This window comes from Sphingomonas cellulosilytica, assembly GCF_052321755.1.
Taxonomy (GTDB): domain Bacteria; phylum Pseudomonadota; class Alphaproteobacteria; order Sphingomonadales; family Sphingomonadaceae; genus Sphingomonas.
Genome location: NZ_JBQRTT010000007.1, coordinates 33,826 through 48,987 on the forward strand (window position 1 = coordinate 33,826; position 15,162 = coordinate 48,987).

The following is a 15,162-nucleotide window of genomic DNA, read 5'->3' on the forward strand; positions in this document are numbered from 1 at the left end:
GATCGGGGATGACCCGCATGCTTCGATCCGCCGTTCTCGCGCTGCTGGCGCTCCTGCCCGCCGCTTCGGTCGCCGCGCCGCAGGAGGCGGCGGACGTGGGGCCGGCGCGGCGCGAGGGACTGAACCTCAACAGCTTCACCCAGCAGGGGCCGGTGGCGGCGCATGTGCTGCTGCGATCGGGCGACGATCCGCGGCTGATCGTCGCGTTCCCTGCCGGCAACAGCGGGGTCGGCCTGTGGTTCGACCGGGTGCCGGCGCCGGCGGAATGGCAGCTGACGGCGGCGCCGCAGCCGCTGTCCACGAAGGATGCGCGGGGGCGGGCGCTGCACGGCGTCACGTTCCATGCGACGATTCGCGCGCCGCGGCTGACGGTGAAGCGCGCGCTGCTGACCAGCGTGCGGGTGCTGCGCGACTATCAGGCGCTCGGCACCGCGCCTGCGGGGATCGAGGCGCCGCTGCGCACGGATGGCGACACGCTGGCCTGGGCGCGCGATCGGCTGGACGGCGCGGCGGGCTATCGCCTGTCGGTGCGGGTCGATCGCGGTGCGGTGGACGGCAGGACGCTGACCGCGGCGCCGGACGGGACGATCGGCGTGACGGTGACGGCGCTGACCGGCGAGACGCCGCTGACGCCGTTCGCGCCGGGTACGCTGCTGACACCGGCAGCTGCGGCCGATCCCCAGGCCCGTCACGCGCTCCAGTTCCTCAGCTACCACGAGAAGTTCCTTGCCGGTTCGTGGCGGTTCCTCACCTATTTCGGGCGGGATACGCTGATGTCGGTGCGGCTGCTGATGCCGGCGTTGCAGCCGGCGGCGGTGGAGACGGGGCTGCGCTCCGTGCTCGAACGGCTCTCGCCCGACGGCAATGTCGCGCACGAGGAGGATATCGGCGAATTCGCGGTGCTGGATCATCGCCGCGACGGCCAGGGCCTCTCGGCGGCGCCGGTGTACGATTACAAGATGGTCGACAGCCCGTTTCTGCTCGCGCCGGTCGCGCGGGCGTGGCTGATCGACGACGCACGCGGGCGGGCGCGGGCCAAGGCGTTCCTGGCGGAACGGCACGGTGGCCAGCGGCTGGGCGATGCGCTGATGGCGAATGCGCGCTTCGTGGTGGCGCGGGCGGCGCCGTTCGCCCGCGATCCGCGCTGGGCCAATCTCGTCGCGCTGCGCGAGGGGATGGACGCGGGCGAGTGGCGCGACAGCAACGACGGGCTCGGCGGCGGCCGCTATCCCTATGACATCAACGCGGTGCTGGTGCCTGCGGCGCTGCAGTCGATCGGCGAGATGGCGCGCGCCGGCCTGCTCGCGCCCTATGCCAAGCCGGCCGACCGCGCGCTGATCGCCCAGGTGCAGGCAATGGCGGCGACCTGGTCGGCCAGGGCACCCGGGTTGTTCGCGCAGACGGTGGCGTCGCCGACGGCGCGGGCGGCGATCACCCGCTATGCCGCAGCGATGGGCGTGCCGGCGGACCCCGCGCTGCGCGCGGTCGCCGCGGCGCCGGTCCGCTACAATGCCATCGCGCTCGACCGGCAGGGGCGGCCGGTGCCGATTATCCATTCGGACGAAGGCTTTGCGCTGCTGTTCGGCCGCCCGTCCGCCGACACGCTGGGCGTGACCGCGGCGAATATCGCGCAGCCGTTTCCCGCGGGGTTGATGACGGGGATCGGCATGCTGGTCGCCGATCCCGTCTATGCCGATCCGGCGTTGCAGCGGCGCTTCGGGCCGAATGCCTATCATGGCACGGTCGTCTGGTCGTGGCAGCAGGCACTGGTCGCAGCGGGCCTGGCGCGGCAGCTGGCGCGGAGCGATCTGCCGGCGGCGACCTGCACGCGGCTGGCGGCGGTGCAATCCGAACTGTGGCGCGCGATCGACGCCGGGCGCAGCGTGCAGAGTTCGGAGCTGTGGTCGTGGCGCTATGCCGACGGCGGCTATCGCATCGTGCCGTTCGGCGCGAGCGGCGGCGATGCCGACGAATCCAATGCGGCGCAGTTGTGGAGTACCGTCTATCTGGCGGTACAGCGGCCGACGGGCTCGCCCGCCTGCGCCGCGCGCCGGCCGTGACCGATCCCGTCCGCCGCGTCGTCATCCTGGGCGGCGGCACTGCGGGCTGGATGACCGCGGCGGCGCTGGCCAAGGCGCTGGAGCGGACCGGCACCACGATCACCCTGGTGGAATCGGAGGAGATCGGCACCGTCGGCGTCGGCGAAGCGACGATCCCGACGATCCACTGGTTCAACAGCCTGGTCGGCCTGGACGAGGCGCGGTTCATGGCGGACACCGGCGCGACGTGGAAGCTCGGGATCGAGTTCCGCGGCTGGCAGGGGGAGGGAAGCGCCTATTTCCACCCGTTCGGCACCTATGGCGCGCCGGGCGATGCGACCATGGCGCCGCAGCGGCTGACGCGGGCGTGGCTGGCGGGCGACACCGCGCCGATCGAGGATTTTTCGCTGACGACACGGATCGCCCGCCGCCGTGCCTTCGCCAAGCCGGTCGGCGATCTGCGCTCGCCGCTGTCGACGCTCGGCTATGCCTTCCACTTCGATGCGATGCGCTATGCCCGGCACCTGCGGACGCTGGCCGAAAGGCGGGGCGTCGTCCGACACGAGGGCAAGGTCGCGCAGGTCGAGCGGGATGGCGATACCGGCCATGTGCAGGCACTGGTGACCGACCGCGGCGACCGCATCGCGGGCGACCTGTTCGTCGACTGTTCGGGGCTGCGCGGGCTGCTGATCGAGCAGGCGATGCAGGCGGGGTATGACGATTGGTCGCACTGGCTGCCCTGCGACGCGGCGTGGGCGGTGCCCTCGGCGGCGGAGACCGAGCCGACGCCCTATACGCAGGCGATCGCGCAGGAGGCGGGGTGGCGCTGGCGCATCCCGCTCCAGCACCGCGTCGGCAACGGCTACGTCTTCTCGACCCGGTTTCAGGATATCGAGGCGGCGCGAGGGCTGCTGATCGAGCGGATGGCCGCGCCGCCGCTCGCCGAGCCGCGGCTGATCCGCTTTACCCCGGGCCGTCGCCGGCGCGCCTGGGTCGGCAACGTCGTCGCCATCGGCCTGTCGAGCGGCTTTCTGGAGCCGCTGGAATCGACCAGCATCCACCTGATCCAGAGCGGCATCGGCAAGCTGCTGTCGCTGTTCCCGCGCCGCGATGCCGACCCGCTGCTCGCCGAGCAATATAACCGCCTGACCGCGCGCGAGGTCGAGGAGGTGCGGGATTTCGTCATCCTCCATTACCACCTGACGCAGGGACGCGCCGAACCGCTGTGGCGCCATTGCCAGGCGATGCCGATCCCCGACACCTTGCGCTACAAGATCGACCAGTTCCGCCGGTCTGCGCGGATCATGCTGACGCCGGACGAACTGTTTCGCGATGCCAGCTGGTTTGCGGTGATGCACGGGCAGGGGGTGCGGGCGGCGGATTATACGCCGTTGCTCGACACGATGAGCGATGCGGACAACCTGCGGCAACTGGAGGCGGTGCGGCGGATGATCGGCGATGCGGCAGCGCGGGTGCCGCCTTTGCCATCGGGACGCGCCTAGGCCGGGGGCCGCCGCGGTCGGCCGAGGACGAAGAAGTTGGCGGTGAGGCGCCCGACCAGCGGATCGTCGCTCAATGGCATGTCGGGCGGGATGATGCCGGAGTGCAGCAGGCTGCCCTGATAGACGATCACCCGATCGGGCACCGCCGCCACCGTATCGATCTGCTCGAACGAGGGGTTGGAACCGGCGATATAGCCGCTCCAGCTATCCGCTTCGCGCCGGGCGGCGGCGATGAATTCGGGCTGATTCTGCTCGGACACGCGATCGATGCCGGTCGTGCGCTGCCGGTAGAACGACGTGCCGCTGCCTTGCGTCCCGCCCAAATAGTGGAGGATCGCGAGGTAGTGCGGATCGGTCGAATCGAAATGCGGCGCGCGCTGGACCGGGGTGAGCCGGTCGGGGGACGCGGTCACCATCGAAAAGCTGGCGGTCAGCAGGTCGAAGCCGTCGACGTCGAAGGTCGCGTTGATGAGCGGCACCAGCGCCCGGAGCAGGTCGCGGCTATACCCGGCGGCGGCGCGATCCGCCGGAGCGATGAACCGGCGGACGCCGGGATAGGCATTGCCGCGCGCGGGCGGGAACGGGCCGAGCGCGGCGGCGATGCCGGCGATGGCGCCGGCATCGCCGGTCGCCGCCTCGCCGATCAGCAATCGGCCGCCACTGTCCCCGACCGATCGGCTATGGTGATGGATCATGGGCCGTTTCCATCACGGCAGCGCCCCGGCGGCAAGCGCAATCGCCCGGTGCGCCGGGCCGCCACGACGACCGCCGCGCTCGGAGAGAGCGCGACGGTCGTGCAGGGTCAGGCGAAGCGGACGGTGGTGGTGACGCTTGCCTTGCGACGGCGACGCATCGCGAAGCCGACGGCGCCCATGCCGGCGATCATCATCGCCCAGGTGGCGGGTTCCGGCACCGCGGCGGTGACCGTCGCGACGGTGCCGTTGATGCTGAACGGGCTGGCATTGGTGCCCGCATAGTTCTGGACGCGGAAGGTGCCGCCGCCCGCCAGCGTGCCGCCGTTCGCCGCGGTGTTGCTCGTCGCGACGATGCGGAAGACGACGTTGGAGACGCCGGTCAGCGGCGCGAAGGAGAGCACGTTGTTGGCGACATTGTCGCCATTCTGGCCGAAGGTGGCGATCTGTCGGAAGGCGGCGCCATCCACTGCGGCGAGCACGGCAAGGTTGCCGGGGCCAGTGTTCGACGAGCGCGACGAGAAGATCAGCTGGTCGATGCTGGCGGTGTAGCCGGACGCGACGGTGAGGCCGAACGTCAGGTAATCGGTCATGTTGGTGGCGTAAGCGCCCCAGCTGGCCGACGAAAAGGCGTTGGCGCCGCTCGGGGCACTCAATCCGCCGCCGCGGCTGAAGGCGACGCCCGCGACGTTCGCGGCGGCGAACGACGCGGCTTCCGTCACCTCGTTGCCGGCATTGCCGGTGAAGTCATATTGCACCAGCGTCGCCGCGGCGGCCTGCCCGGACAGGGCGAGCATGCCGATGGCCGTGACGCCGAGAAGAGCCGCCTTGGTGCGGCCGAATGCCTTGTGGATCGTCATGGTGTTCTCCCTCGTTGAAATCGTGACGCGGCGCTGGTCAGGCCGGTAAAGCTGCGGTGGATGAGGCGGGGGTCGCGCGACCCCTTGCGCGGCGGCGGGGCGAGCGCATCGCGAAGCCGACCGCGCCCATCCCGAGGATCATCATCGCCCAGGTCGCCGGCTCCGGCACCGCGGCGACCGATGCGGTGAGCCGCAGATCGTCGATACCGAGCCCGTCATCGGAGGTGACGCCGGCCGGATCGATGTCGCCCAGCACCCAGCGGATGCCGAAAGTGCTGCCGGCACCGATCGTCAGACCGTCGATCACGCCGTTCACGGGCGTGCGATAGGCCGCGGCATTGCCGTTGGTCTGGGTGATGCCGAACCGGCTGCCGGTATAGGCGGCGCTGTTCGGCGCGGTGAAATTGAGCGGGGTGAAGGACAGCCAGGTGCCGTCGTTGATGCTGGTGGCATCGAGCGAATATTGGAAGCTCAGGGTCGCGCGATTGTAGCCCTTTTGCCATTGTTCGCCGGTGTAGCCGATGGCGAGCGAATCGATCGCGGTGCCGAGGCCGTTTTCGAAGATCGCGCCGATGTAGATCAGCGACACGTCCGGGCTGGTGTGGCCGCCGAGCGCGCGGTCGGTGCCGAGGCCGAAGCTCCACACGCCGGCCGTGTTGCTGCCCGAGGTGCCGAACTGATAGGTGCGGTTGGCACCCGGCCCGCGTTCGAAGGTCTGCCAGCCGGCGGGCAGGGCGTCGGCCGGCGTCGGATCGGACGTGATCGATTTGAGGCCGTCGAAGGTCTGGGCATAGGCCGTGGTCGTCAGGCGGTAAGGCGCGCCGGTCCCTGCATTCAGCACATCGGCCGCCTGGGCGCCGGTGGCCGTCAGCCCCAGCGCGACGGCGCCGAACGCCAGTATCTGCTTCGCTATCATCGTGTCCCCGCCTGTTCGCTTGGATGCGACGGCCGGGAACATCCCGCCGTCGCGGGCAGGCTGATAGGTCAGCATTGTTACGGTAAAGAGACGTTAACCCTTTGATGGACAACGATCCGGTGGGTCAGGCCATGGCATCTGCCGGCATCCTGCGCGCCAGGTAGGAATCGAAGATCGGATGGGCCTGGACGCGGCGGGCGTTGGAGAGGCCGGCGTCGCTGTCGTGGCTCAGCCGGTTCGCCTCGGCGATGTGGTAGAAGGCGACCACGGTATCGATGCGCGCGAAACGGGCGCCGTTCGCCGCCAGGCGCACGTAGAAATCCCAATCGTTGCAATTGTGGAAGGACGGATCGAAACCGGCGACCGCGATCGCCGCCGGACGATCGACCAGCTCGGACCGATCGCGCCGGTGAGGGCAAGGGCGGAAAGGATGTCGCCGCCGCTCCATCCGCATTCGGGCTCGCCTGCCGAGCCGCAGGGCCACACCCGGCGGAACTGCCCCACGACGACGTCCATGCCGATGGCGGCGGCCAGCATCGCCGCCGCCGCACCCGGAAGCCACGCATCGTCGCTGTCGAGGAAGGCGACCCATTCCTCCCGCACCAACGCCAGCCCGGCATTGCGCGCCGCCGAGGCGCCGACGTTGCGGGGCAGCAGGACGGCGGTGACCGTCGGGTGGCGTTCCTCAAGCGCGCGAAGCACGTCCGCGGTCCCGTCGGTCGAGCCATCGTCGACCAGGATGATTCGCGTCGGTGCCGGGCTCTGCGCCAGCACGCTGTCCACGGCCTGGGTGACGGTGCGTTCGCGGTTGTAGCAGGGGATGACGACGTCATAGGCACCACGGCTCACATCGTGAGCCGGGCAGATCTCGGTTTGCAGCATGGGTTTGATGTAAGGGCGATCAGCGATTTGGGCAATGCGATCAGCCGGTTCGGCGGGTGTGCCAAAATAGACGGGATTGCGGCGCGCTGCGGGTGTGCACGAGGTGCCCAGGCGATCGCAATGCTGCTATCGACTGGTCATGCTCAAGACACGCATCAAGCGGCGGACGGCCGTGGCCGAGCGCGCGGCCGGCCGGCTGACCGATATCCAGGCATCGATCGTGGCGCTGGGCGACGACGACCTGCTCGACCTCGCCGACATTTTCGCCCGCGATACGCACACGGTCCTGTGGGAGCTTGCCTCGGCCGAGATGCGGAAGCGGAACCTCAGCCTGTGACGCGCGCCCTGCCTGCGGCGTGCGGCCGATGAAACAGCTGCCGTCCCGCCTGCGCCGCCTGGACGATGCGCTGGCCGACCTGCCGCTGGACGAGCCGATGCTGCTCACCGAACTGGACGGGTTCCTGCACGGCGTCATCGTCTGCCCCGATCCGATCCCGCCGGCCGAATGGTTGCAGAATGTGTGGGGCGTCGACGATGGGGGCGTGCCCGCGTTCGACGATCCGGCCGATGTGCAATGGTTCGTCGATGCGGTGATGGCACGGTATCAGGAGATCCTGCGCGATCTGGCGCGCGGCAAGCCGCGGCCGATCCTCGACGTGGACGAGCGCAATGGCGACGTGCTGTGGGAATTGTGGATCGACGGCTTTGCCGAGGCGATGGAGCTGCGCGGCGAACATTGGGCGGGGGTGGCGGACGGCGACGATGCCGCGGCCGCCGATGCGCTGGCGCGGCTGGAGTTGATGATCGCGGTGGCGCGCAATGAGAGCGACCTCGACAGCCAGCAGATCAATGCGTTGCAGGATCACGCGCCGGCCGACCTGATGGCGGCGGTGGCGAGCCTGCACGCGGCGCGGGTGCGGGCGGGGGGCGGCGCTGCCCCGGCGGCGGAGGGTGCGCGGGAGAAGATCGGCCGCAACGATCCGTGCCGGTGCGGATCGGGCAAGAAGGCCAAGCGCTGCTGCGGGGCGGACTGACCGCCCCGAATACAAGGGCTATCGCATAGGGGCTGTCCTTGATCCTCCGTCATGCCGGACCAAGTCCGGGGTGACGAAAATATCCGGATGGCATGGTCCTTTCTCCGAAGCCGGCAGCCATCATCGCCATAGGCGATAGCCCTGCCCCGGATAGGAGAGAGAGGGCGTCGCGGGATGCGACGCCTTCCTGCCTTCAGGCGAAGATGTCGGCGAGGCGATCCGCGCTCGGGCCATCCTTCCAGTGGCGCAGCTCGATGAACAGCGCGGCGCCGACCATGGTGAACCAGGTCAGCACCACGGTGGTGACGATCGACTGGAGCAGCTGGACGGGCAGCGACGGCGTCGGCATCGCCCGCACCGCGGCCTCGCCGGTCAGAGCGCCGAAGCTGCCGTAGCCTGCGACGCTGGCGACGCCGACTGCGGCCGATGCGAGCAGGTAGATCACCGTCGCCAGCAGCATGATGCCGAAGACCTGCCAGCGTGCGCCCTTGGTCAGGGCGCGGCTGCGGCCGAAGGCGCCGAACACGCCGGGCCGCTCCGCGACGATCGCGGGCAGGCACACCGACCACATCACCGCCAGCATGATGCCCGGCACAAGCAGGAAAATGCAGCCGAGCCAGACGCCGAGCACGAACAGCAGGTAGACAGCGAACAGCGGCAGCGCGCGCTGGATGCCGGTTCGCAGCACCTCGCCGAGGTCGGCCGTGCGCCCCTCGTCATGCGCGACGGCGGCCTGGACCAGCGCGCCACTGGCGGTGAGCCACAACAGGCCGACGATCAGGCCATAAGCACCGACCGCTGCATACAGGCCGCTTTGCAGACCCTGGATCATTGCGATCCGGCCGCCAAGCTGCCCCAGCACCAGCTGCGGCAGCGCCATGAAGACGAAGGCGACGCCGAGTGTCGCGACCGGATTGGCCTTGATGACGTTCACGCTGCGCGCGAACACGCTGCCCACGGATATGCCGTGGGCAGCGTGTTCGGCGATCGATTGGCTTGCCATGCTGTTCCCCCTTGATCCCCGTTTGCATGATGGTGGCGGGTGAACCGGGCGCTGTCCAGTATGCCTATCGTCCGATATCGACACAGTCGGAAGGGCCGGCACGAATAGCGGATTGCGCGGGGGGGCGATCCGGCTACAGTCCGGCCGGGGCAGCGCGGCGTCGCTGGGAGGGAACCATCGGGGCATCAGCACAAGGTTCGGCGGTGGCGGCCGATCGACTTGCCGCGGCACATGCCGCGCTGCGGGCCGATCCGTCGGTGCAGTTCACCCTGACGCGCCCGCCGCCGCCGCCCGAGCCGCCGGAATGGCTGCGCACGCTGGGGCGCTGGATCGCCGATGCGTTGCGGCCGGTCGGGCGGCTGCTGCGCTGGCTGTCGGACCTGATGCCCGATGCGCCTTATGCCCGCATCCTGTTGTGGATGCTGCTCGCCGGGGTCGCGGTGGCGGCGATCGCGATGATCGTCGAGCGGGTGCGATCGGGCGAATGGCGGCTGCCGGCGCGGCGGCGGCGCGATGCGGCGCCGGCGTCGGACGAGGACAGCTGGGTGCCCGATGCGGCACCGGCGCGCGCCTGGTTGCGCGAGGCGGACCGGCTCGCCGCCGACGGCCGCTTCGCCGAGGCGATCCACTACCTGCTGTTCCATTCGATCGACGATATCGCGCGGCGCCGCCCGGCGCTGCGGCGCCCGTCGCTGACCAGCCGCGAGCTTGCCTCCGCCGGCCTGCTGCCCGCGGCGGTGCGGCCGCTGTTCGCCCGTATCGCGGCGCTGGTGGAACGCAGCCTGTTCGGCGGCCGGCCGGTGGCTGAGGCGGACTGGCAGGAGGCGCGCGCCGCCTATGCCGATCTGGCGTTGCCGCAGCGGTGGCGCGCATGAGCGAGATCGCGCTGGGCGGGCGGGGCACGGCCAATGCCGACAGCGTGTTCTCGCCGCTGACGGTGGCGTTGATGCTGGTCATAGGCATCCTCGGCTTTGCGGGCTCGCTGCTGCTCGGCGCCTATGCGCCCGACCTGCGGTCCGGCCACGATGCCGGTACGCACGCCTTGTCCAACGCCGCCACCGGCTTTTCCGGGATCGTCGACCTGGCGCGGGCGACGGCGCGCAATCCCCGCCTGATCCGCGCGGAAGCGGGCTGGGATACCGAGGATCTGGTGGTCGCCACGCCGGAGCATGGCTCGGTCGACATGAGCCGGTTCATGGCCGCCCGCCGCGGCCGCGCGACGCTGATCGTGCTGCCGAAATGGGCGAGCGTGCCGGACGATGCGGTCGGGGGCTGGGTGGACGTCAGCGGGCTGCTGCCGGCGTATGATCCGGCGGCCGTGCTCGCGCCCGCGACCGTGATGACCGTCAGCCGCCACCCGAGCGGCGCCCGGCCGCTGCACCCGGTGCGCTGGGCGCCGCCGTCGCTGGCGGTGTCGGCGCCGCGGCCGCTCCAGGTGATGACGTCGAAGGCGCTGACGCCGCTGGTGACGGACGAGGCCGGGCGCATCGTGCTGGCGCAGGTGGACGGTTCCAACACCTATCTGCTGTCCGATCCCGACCTGCTCGACAATCACGGCATCCGCCGGCTGGACCGGGCGGGCGCTGCGCTCGACCTGCTCGACTTCGTCAATGCGACCGGGGCGCGCGGCATCGCGTTCGACGTGACGCTGAATGGCCTCGGCCGCGGCCATAGCCCGTTGAAGCTGGCCTTCGAGCCGCCGTTCCTGGCGATGACGCTGGCGATCGTCGTCGCGCTCGCGCTCGTCGGATGGCAGGCGCTGGTCCGCTTCGGGCCGGCACAGCCGCCGGCGCGCGCCATCGCGCTGGGCAAGGCGGCGCTGGTCGACAACAGCGCGCTGATCGTCCGCAAGGCGGGCCGCGAGGGCGGGCTGGGCCCGCGCTATGCCGCGCTGGTCCGCGATCGCGCGCGCGCGATTTTCGGCGTGCCGGCGCGGCTGACCGATGTGGAGGCCGATCGCCATCTCGATCGGCTGCAGGGATCGGCGACGTTCACCGCGCTGGTTGCGGACGCCGCACGCGCGGAGCATCGCGCCGACATGCTGGCGAGCGCCCAGGCGCTGCACCAATGGCAAAGGGAGAAGACACGGTGACGGTCAACGAGGTCCAGGCGTTGGGGCGGGCGATCCGTGCCGAGATCGGCAAGGCGGTGGTCGGCCACGACGCCACCGTCGACCTGCTGCTGGTCGCGCTGTTCGCCGGCGGGCACGTGCTGCTGGAAGGGCCGCCGGGCACCGCCAAGACGCTGCTCGCGCACAGCTTCGCGCAAACGCTGGGGCTGGATTTCGGCCGCATCCAGTTCACTCCCGACCTGATGCCGGGCGACATCATCGGCGCCAACCTGTTCAATTTCCAGACGTCGACCTTCACGCTGACGCGCGGGCCGATCTTCACCGAATTGCTGCTGGCGGACGAGATCAACCGCACCTCGCCCAAGACGCAGGCGGCGCTGCTGGAGGCGATGCAGGAGCGCACCGTCACGATCGACGGCGAGAGCCTCGCCTTGAGCGACCGCTTCACCGTCGTCGCGACGCAGAACCCGATCGAACAGCAGGGCGTCTATCCGCTGCCCGAGGCGCAGCTCGACCGGTTCCTGTTCAAGCAGGTGGTGGCCTATCCCAGCGCCGACGAAGAGCGTCGCATCGTCGCGGGCCACGGCGCACGGCCGGCGGCGATGTCGCCCGCCGATTGGGGCGTCGCGCCCTGTGCCGACGCGGCGACGATCACCGCGGCGGTGGCGACGGTGGCGAACGTCCGGCTGGTCGACGAGGTGATCGACTATATCGTCGCGCTGATCCGCGGCACGCGCGGGGTCGCCGACCTCGAAAGCGGCGCCTCGCCGCGGGCCGGCGCGATGCTGGCGGGCGCGGCGCGGGCGCGGTCGGCGCTCGACGGGCGCGACTTCGTCATTCCCGACGACGTGAAGACGCTGGCGCCGGCGCTGCTTCGCCACCGGCTGATCCTGTCGCCCGCCGCCGAGATCGGCGGGCGGGCGATCGAGGACGTGGTCGCGCAGATCATCGAGACGATCGAGGCGCCGCGTTGATCTATCCGACCCGCATGGCGGTGCTGGCGGCGGCGATCGGGGCTCCGATCGCGCTGCTGGTCGCCATGCTGTTTCCGGCGCGCTGGTATGCCGGGCTCGGCTGGCCGCTCGCCGTGCTGGCGCTGGTGGCGGTCGATGCGCTGCTCGGCCGCGCGCGGGCGAGCGCGACGCTGGCGCTGCCACGCTCCGCCCCGGTCGGCGTCGACCTCAGCGTGCCGATCGCGGTGACGATCGCCGGCCGCCACGTCGGCGGCGCCGCACAGGTGGCGCTGGCGCGCGACCCGCTGGTGACGATGCCGGGCGACGGCCGGCTCGACGTGGCGCTCGAAGCCGGCCGCGGCACGGCGGCGCTGCTGTTGACGCCCTGGCGGCGCGGCACCGCGCGCTTCGCCACGCTCTGGCTGCGCTGGGCGGGGCCGCTCGGCCTCGCCTGGCGCCAGGTGCGCATCGACGGGGATCGTGTGCTGCCGATCCTGCCCGATGTCGAGGCGGTGCGGCGGCACGGCGCGCAGGTGTTCCAGCGCCACGCGGTGCAGGGCCTGCTGGCGCAGAGCGACCGCGGCGACGGCACCGATTTCGATGCCCTGGTCGAGTTCCGGTCGGGGATGGACCGGCGCGCGATCGACTGGAAGCAATCGGCGCGTCACCGCAAGCTCTACGCCAAGGAATATCGCACCGAACGCAACAGCCAGATCGTCTTCGCGATCGATGCCGGGCGGCAGATGTCCGACCCGGTCGGCGGCATCCCGCGGGTCGATCGCGCGGTGTCGGCGGCGCTGCTGACCGGCTGGCTGGCGCTGAAGCTGGGCGATCGCGTGTCGCTCAACGCCTTCGATTCCCGGCCGCGGCTGGCGAGCGGCTTCATCGGCGGGGCGGGTGCCTTCCCGGAATTGCAGCATCTCGCGGCGGGGATCGATTACAGCGGCGACGAAACCAATTACACCTTTGCGCTGACGACGCTCGCGGCGCGGCTGACGCGGCGATCGATGATCGTGCTGTTCACCGAATTCACCGATCCGACCTCCGCCGATTTCCTGGTGCGCGCGGTCGCCCGCCTGCTCAAGACGCATCTCGTGCTGGTCGTCGTGCTGCGCGACGACGAACTGGAGACGATCGTCGATGCCGCGCCCGTGCAGCCTGCCGACGTGACCCGTGCGGTGACCGCGGCCGCGCTGCTGCGCGACCGGCGGCTGGTGCTGACGCGGCTGCGCCATCTGGGCGTGCACGTCATCGAAAGCCCCCACGACGAAGTCGCCGAGCGGCTGGTCGAAGGCTATGTGGACCTCAAGCGCCGGAGCCTGTTGTGAGCGCCTTCGTCGACGCCGCCCCGCCGCTGCTCAACGCCAGCCGCTTCCGCGCGGCGCATGAGGCGGAGTGGACGCGGCTGGATACCCTGCTCGGCCGGATCGAGAAGCGCTCGGTCCGCGTACTGTCGGACGACGACCTGCTCGCGCTGCCGCTGCTCTATCGCGCGACGCTGTCGTCGCTGTCGGTCGCGCGCGAAACGTCGCTGGACCGGGCGCTGATCGCCTATCTGGAGCAATTGTGCGCGCGCGCCTATTTCCAGCTGTACGGCGTGTCGGATTCGGCGTGGCGGGACCTGCGACGCTTCTTCACGCATGGCTGGCCGGGGGCGGTGGCGTCGCTATGGCGCGAGACGCTGGTGATGGCGGTGCTGACGGTGCTGGGCGGCATCGTCGCCTATGCGCTGGTGCGCGCCGACCCGTCCTGGTTCTACGGCATCATCCCCGAAGGATTGGCGGGCGGCCGCGATCCGGCGGCTTCGGCCGAGGCGCTGCGCACCACGCTGTACCATAACAAGGAGGACGGGCTGGGCATCTTCGCCAGCTTCCTGTTCGGGCATAATGCGCAGATCGCGATCTTCGCCTTCGCGCTGGGCTTCGCCTTCGTCGTGCCGACCGCGCTGCTGATCCTCTACAACGGGTTGATGCTGGGGGCGATGATCGCGGTGTTCGCGGACAAGGGACTGGGGCCGAACTTCTGCGCCTGGCTGGCGATCCACGGCACCACGGAGATGTTCGCGATCGTCATCTCGGGCGCGGCGGGGATGCGGATCGGCACCGCCATCGCCTTTCCCGGCCGGCGGACGCGGATGGCGGCGCTGGTCGATGCCGGGCGGACCGCCGCCATTGCGGTGGCGGGCGTGGTGCTGATGCTGGCCGTGGCCGCGATCCTGGAGGGGATCGGAAGGCAGGTGGTGACGAGCGACGGTCTGCGGGCCGGGATCGGCGCGGCGATGCTGGCAGCGTGGATGGTCTATTATTACGGCCTGGGGAGGCGGCATGCGCCACGCCCGTCGGCCTAGGCCGCCCGCAACGCTGCGGCGCAGCTTCGTGACGCCGGAGGGCGTCGACCTGCAGCTCGAACTGGGCGGGGCGGGGACGCGTGCGGCGGCGTTCCTGATCGACGTCGTGATGATGCTGGTCGTGCTGATCGTGGCGACGATCGCGCTGTTCGCTTTCAATCAGGCGACCCGCGCCGACATCGCCGGCATCCTGTGGCTGATCGGCGCCTTTTGCCTGCGCAACGGCTGGTTCGTGCTGTTCGAGATGGGGGAACGCGGGGCGACGCCCGGCAAGCGGCTGATGGGCCTGCGCGTCATCGCCCGCGACGGCGCGCGGCTGACCGCGGGCGCCGTGCTGGCGCGCAATGCGATGCGCGAGATCGAGGTGTTCCTGCCGCTGTCGTTCCTGGGGGCGCAGGCCGCGGCCGGGACGGCCGACGCCTTCCTCACCATCTTCGCGCTGGCGTGGAGCGGCATCTTCCTCTTCTTTCCCCTGTTCAACCGCGATCGGTTGCGGGTCGGCGATCTCGTCGCGGGCACCTGGGTGGTGCAGGCGGTGCGGCGGACGCTGGCCGCCGATCTGGGTGCCCATGCCGACCGGCCGCGCCGGATGTTCCCGGATGCGGCGCTCGCGCTGTACGGCGTCCACGAACTGCATGCGCTGGAGGATGTAATCCGCGGCGGCGACGCGCTGGCGCGCATCACGGTGGCGGCGGCGATCCGGCGCAAGGCGGGGCTGGCCGACGATGGCGACGACGACGGCTTCCTCGCCGATTATTACGCCGCGCTGTGCGCCCGGCTGGAGGGCGGGCTGCTGGTCGGACGCCGCCGGCGCGACAAGTTCAGTGTCGCCGGGCGGTGACGCACCCGGCGCGGGGGAGCGG

Annotated in this window: 15 protein-coding genes; 10 read left to right on the forward strand and 5 right to left on the reverse strand. The window is 70.7% G+C overall.

All coding sequences use genetic code 11. The annotated features are described in order from the left end of the window. Positions 1-8 precede the first annotated feature (8 nt). The gene (locus tag ACTZQ5_RS11685) at positions 9-2,060 is read left to right on the forward strand and encodes a glucosidase family protein (RefSeq protein ID WP_443585361.1); all 2,052 of its coding nucleotides are present in this window, start codon (positions 9-11) and stop codon (positions 2,058-2,060) included. Further along, positions 2,057-3,541: a tryptophan halogenase family protein gene (locus tag ACTZQ5_RS11690; protein ID WP_443585362.1), complete on the forward strand. Its 1,485-nt coding sequence runs from the start codon at positions 2,057-2,059 to the stop codon at positions 3,539-3,541. The genes ACTZQ5_RS11685 and ACTZQ5_RS11690 overlap by 4 nt, the downstream gene beginning before the upstream one ends. Here ACTZQ5_RS11690 and ACTZQ5_RS11695 read toward each other — a convergent pair. The 4 genes from ACTZQ5_RS11695 to ACTZQ5_RS11710 form a co-directional block, all read right to left on the reverse strand. Further along, on the reverse strand, positions 3,538-4,236 hold the full coding sequence (locus ACTZQ5_RS11695; protein WP_443585363.1) for a DUF6445 family protein: 699 nt from the start codon (positions 4,234-4,236) through the stop codon (positions 3,538-3,540). The genes ACTZQ5_RS11690 and ACTZQ5_RS11695 overlap by 4 nt on opposite strands. A 107-nt stretch (positions 4,237-4,343) precedes the next feature. Continuing rightward, positions 4,344-5,093 (reverse strand): PEPxxWA-CTERM sorting domain-containing protein, encoded by a 750-nt coding sequence (locus tag ACTZQ5_RS11700; protein ID WP_443585364.1) that lies wholly within the window; start codon positions 5,091-5,093, stop codon positions 4,344-4,346. 37 nt (positions 5,094-5,130) lie between these two features. Continuing rightward, positions 5,131-6,009 (reverse strand): PEPxxWA-CTERM sorting domain-containing protein, encoded by an 879-nt coding sequence (locus tag ACTZQ5_RS11705; protein ID WP_443585365.1) that lies wholly within the window; start codon positions 6,007-6,009, stop codon positions 5,131-5,133. A gap of 228 nt (positions 6,010-6,237) precedes the next feature. After that, complete coding sequence (locus ACTZQ5_RS11710; protein WP_443585366.1) at positions 6,238-6,891, reverse strand: glycosyltransferase family 2 protein; 654 nt, start codon at positions 6,889-6,891, stop codon at positions 6,238-6,240. 139 nt (positions 6,892-7,030) lie between these two features. Here ACTZQ5_RS11710 and ACTZQ5_RS11715 point away from each other — a divergent pair, with 139 nt between their 5' ends. Beyond that, the gene (locus ACTZQ5_RS11715) at positions 7,031-7,228 is read left to right on the forward strand and encodes a hypothetical protein (RefSeq protein WP_443585367.1); all 198 of its coding nucleotides are present in this window, start codon (positions 7,031-7,033) and stop codon (positions 7,226-7,228) included. 28 nt (positions 7,229-7,256) lie between these two features. Next, positions 7,257-7,925 (forward strand): UPF0149 family protein, encoded by a 669-nt coding sequence (locus tag ACTZQ5_RS11720; RefSeq protein ID WP_443585368.1) that lies wholly within the window; start codon positions 7,257-7,259, stop codon positions 7,923-7,925. A 193-nt stretch (positions 7,926-8,118) separates the two neighbouring features. On the opposite strand, the gene ACTZQ5_RS11725 is transcribed toward ACTZQ5_RS11720, so the two are convergent. Beyond that, positions 8,119-8,928, reverse strand: a complete 810-nt coding sequence (locus tag ACTZQ5_RS11725) for a hypothetical protein (protein WP_443585369.1) — start codon at positions 8,926-8,928, stop codon at positions 8,119-8,121. 203 nt (positions 8,929-9,131) lie between these two features. Between ACTZQ5_RS11725 and ACTZQ5_RS11730 the strand changes: the two genes are divergently transcribed. From ACTZQ5_RS11730 to ACTZQ5_RS11755, 6 genes are read left to right on the forward strand one after another with little or no spacing between them, the layout of a single operon-like run. Further along, a complete protein-coding gene (locus tag ACTZQ5_RS11730) occupies positions 9,132-9,803 on the forward strand; it encodes a DUF4129 domain-containing protein (RefSeq protein WP_443585370.1) in 672 nt (223 codons plus the stop codon). Continuing rightward, a complete protein-coding gene (locus ACTZQ5_RS11735; protein ID WP_443585371.1) occupies positions 9,800-11,020 on the forward strand; it encodes a hypothetical protein in 1,221 nt (406 codons plus the stop codon). The genes ACTZQ5_RS11730 and ACTZQ5_RS11735 overlap by 4 nt, the downstream gene beginning before the upstream one ends. Continuing rightward, complete coding sequence (locus ACTZQ5_RS11740) at positions 11,017-11,973, forward strand: AAA family ATPase (RefSeq protein ID WP_443585456.1); 957 nt, start codon at positions 11,017-11,019, stop codon at positions 11,971-11,973. Before ACTZQ5_RS11735 ends, ACTZQ5_RS11740 begins: the two co-directional genes overlap by 4 nt. Further along, a complete protein-coding gene (locus tag ACTZQ5_RS11745; RefSeq protein WP_443585372.1) occupies positions 11,970-13,280 on the forward strand; it encodes a DUF58 domain-containing protein in 1,311 nt (436 codons plus the stop codon). The genes ACTZQ5_RS11740 and ACTZQ5_RS11745 overlap by 4 nt, the downstream gene beginning before the upstream one ends. Beyond that, positions 13,277-14,299, forward strand: a complete 1,023-nt coding sequence (locus ACTZQ5_RS11750) for a stage II sporulation protein M (protein ID WP_443585373.1) — start codon at positions 13,277-13,279, stop codon at positions 14,297-14,299. The genes ACTZQ5_RS11745 and ACTZQ5_RS11750 overlap by 4 nt, the downstream gene beginning before the upstream one ends. Then, a complete protein-coding gene (locus ACTZQ5_RS11755; RefSeq protein ID WP_443585374.1) occupies positions 14,277-15,140 on the forward strand; it encodes an RDD family protein in 864 nt (287 codons plus the stop codon). Before ACTZQ5_RS11750 ends, ACTZQ5_RS11755 begins: the two co-directional genes overlap by 23 nt. Positions 15,141-15,162 lie beyond the last annotated feature (22 nt).

Bases quoted from the DNA above. Each gene is read 5' to 3' on its own strand.
- ACTZQ5_RS11685 (WP_443585361.1), top strand. From the start codon at position 9: ATGACCCGCATGCTTCGATCCGCCGTTCTCGCGCTGCTGGCGCTCCTG.
- ACTZQ5_RS11695 (WP_443585363.1), bottom strand. From the start codon at position 4,236: ATGATCCATCACCATAGCCGATCGGTCGGGGACAGTGGCGGCCGATTG.
- ACTZQ5_RS11715 (WP_443585367.1), top strand. From the start codon at position 7,031: ATGCTCAAGACACGCATCAAGCGGCGGACGGCCGTGGCCGAGCGCGCG.
- ACTZQ5_RS11735 (WP_443585371.1), top strand. From the start codon at position 9,800: ATGAGCGAGATCGCGCTGGGCGGGCGGGGCACGGCCAATGCCGACAGC.
- ACTZQ5_RS11720 (WP_443585368.1), top strand. From the start codon at position 7,257: ATGAAACAGCTGCCGTCCCGCCTGCGCCGCCTGGACGATGCGCTGGCC.
- ACTZQ5_RS11700 (WP_443585364.1), bottom strand. From the start codon at position 5,093: ATGACGATCCACAAGGCATTCGGCCGCACCAAGGCGGCTCTTCTCGGC.
- ACTZQ5_RS11725 (WP_443585369.1), bottom strand. From the start codon at position 8,928: ATGGCAAGCCAATCGATCGCCGAACACGCTGCCCACGGCATATCCGTG.
- ACTZQ5_RS11710 (WP_443585366.1), bottom strand. From the start codon at position 6,891: ATGCTGCAAACCGAGATCTGCCCGGCTCACGATGTGAGCCGTGGTGCC.
- ACTZQ5_RS11705 (WP_443585365.1), bottom strand. From the start codon at position 6,009: ATGATAGCGAAGCAGATACTGGCGTTCGGCGCCGTCGCGCTGGGGCTG.
- ACTZQ5_RS11755 (WP_443585374.1), top strand. From the start codon at position 14,277: ATGCGCCACGCCCGTCGGCCTAGGCCGCCCGCAACGCTGCGGCGCAGC.